Source organism: Faecousia intestinalis (assembly GCF_040096185.1).
Taxonomy (GTDB): domain Bacteria; phylum Bacillota; class Clostridia; order Oscillospirales; family Oscillospiraceae; genus JAZOXB01.
Map to the genome: position 1 here is coordinate 1 of NZ_JBBMFF010000061.1, position 1,403 is coordinate 1,403.

A 1,403-nucleotide genomic window follows, 5' to 3' on the forward strand; every position below is an offset into this window, starting at 1 on the left:
TTCATCGGCACCGGCGAAAAGCTCGACATGATCGAGCCGTTCCACCCGGAGAGGCTATTACCGTTTTATCGCCAACCTGTACGTATCGGCAGTATAGCGCCGGGCCCGGCTGTCCGCTCCCCTACAGTGGCCGGTACCATTTTAACGGCAGCCGGTATGGGATCGGCAGTGCGTCGCCGGGCCCGGCTGTCCGCTCCCCTACAACGCGCTGCTGATCCTCAAAACAGGTCCAGCATGGCATCGAGGTAAATGGCCTCACGGACGCGGAGCTGATACTCCGGCTTTGTCATGTAATACAGGAGAAACTCCAGCACCATCGCGCTGCCGAGGCCGCGGCCCTCGAGCTTGAACTCGGAAAAGCCCAGCGGCAGACGCGTATCGCGGATGTCGCCGACGCTGAGGAAGCCGGGATTTTCCATTGCTCTGGAGAAGCGGTAGCCCTGCGCGGCGTCCGGCGCGGTGCAGCGGTGCTCCGGGCCGGGCTCGCCGAGGTTCTTGCGGCTGACGGCCTCATAGCACGCGCGGCGGTCCGGGCAGCCGAAGCGGCAGCATTCGTTGCACAGGAATTCGACCTTCGCCTTCTCCTGCGGCGAGAGGGCGCGCAGCTGCTCCAGCGCCGGATTCAGGCGGAAATCCGGCACGACATACCGAAACTCCGGCCGCGCCAGCTCCTGACGGAACGCAGAGAAGTCCGTCAGGACCTTTGTCGTGGACGAGACGAGGTACAGCCCCGGATAATGCTGCCGCAGGTGATCCACCAGCAGGTCGGAATGGACAATGATTCCGTTTTCTCCGCTCGATTCGAACAGGCGGCACAGCGCATTGCAGCGCGGGTCGGCCAGATGCTCCGGCCGCAGCAGGGAATTGCTGAACGTCAGGCGAGCGGAGATACCGTAGTCCCGCAGCAGGGCAAGCGCGTCGCGCGGGTCGCAGTCGCCGCAGCTGACGCGCCCGCCGCCCCAGAGGCAGCCCTCCGGCGCGCCGTAGATCGAGCCAATGCCGCACCAGTCATAAAAATACTCCCGGTGCTCAAAAAACAGCGGCAGAAACAGGCGGTAGAGCGCATAAAATTCAAACAGGCCCGGCAGATGATACTGCGCATTGAACTGATCCATCGGTCCCCTCCATAGCATGGTATTTCTATTTTATTGTACCACGCGCGTCAATGCGGGGGATGCGCAGGGCCGCCAATTATGCGTTGTAGGGGAGCGGACAGCCGGGCCCGGCGCAGTGCTGCCGAAATGAACAGGCTGTCATTAAAATGACGATGGCTCCCGATTTGTCATTCCGAGGAGCGAAGCGACGTGGGAATCTCGTGCAGGCAGTTCCGTTTTCGCCGGGAGTGTCTTGTGATCCGGCCGAGTGCTGCTGAGATTGCCACGGCCCCGTTGGGGCCTCGCAAT

General features: G+C 62.4%; 1 protein-coding gene. It reads right to left on the minus strand.

Going from position 1 to position 1,403, the window contains the following annotated elements; translation table 11 throughout:
• Positions 1 to 218: 218 nt before the first annotated feature.
• On the minus strand, positions 219 to 1,115 hold the full coding sequence (locus WMO66_RS00820) for a hypothetical protein (protein WP_349134509.1): 897 nt from the start codon (positions 1,113 to 1,115) through the stop codon (positions 219 to 221).
• Positions 1,116 to 1,403 lie beyond the last annotated feature (288 nt).

Excerpts from the sequence above, each read along its gene's own strand:
- WMO66_RS00820 (WP_349134509.1), bottom strand. The coding sequence starts at position 1,115 with ATGGATCAGTTCAATGCGCAGTATCATCTGCCGGGCCTGTTTGAATTT.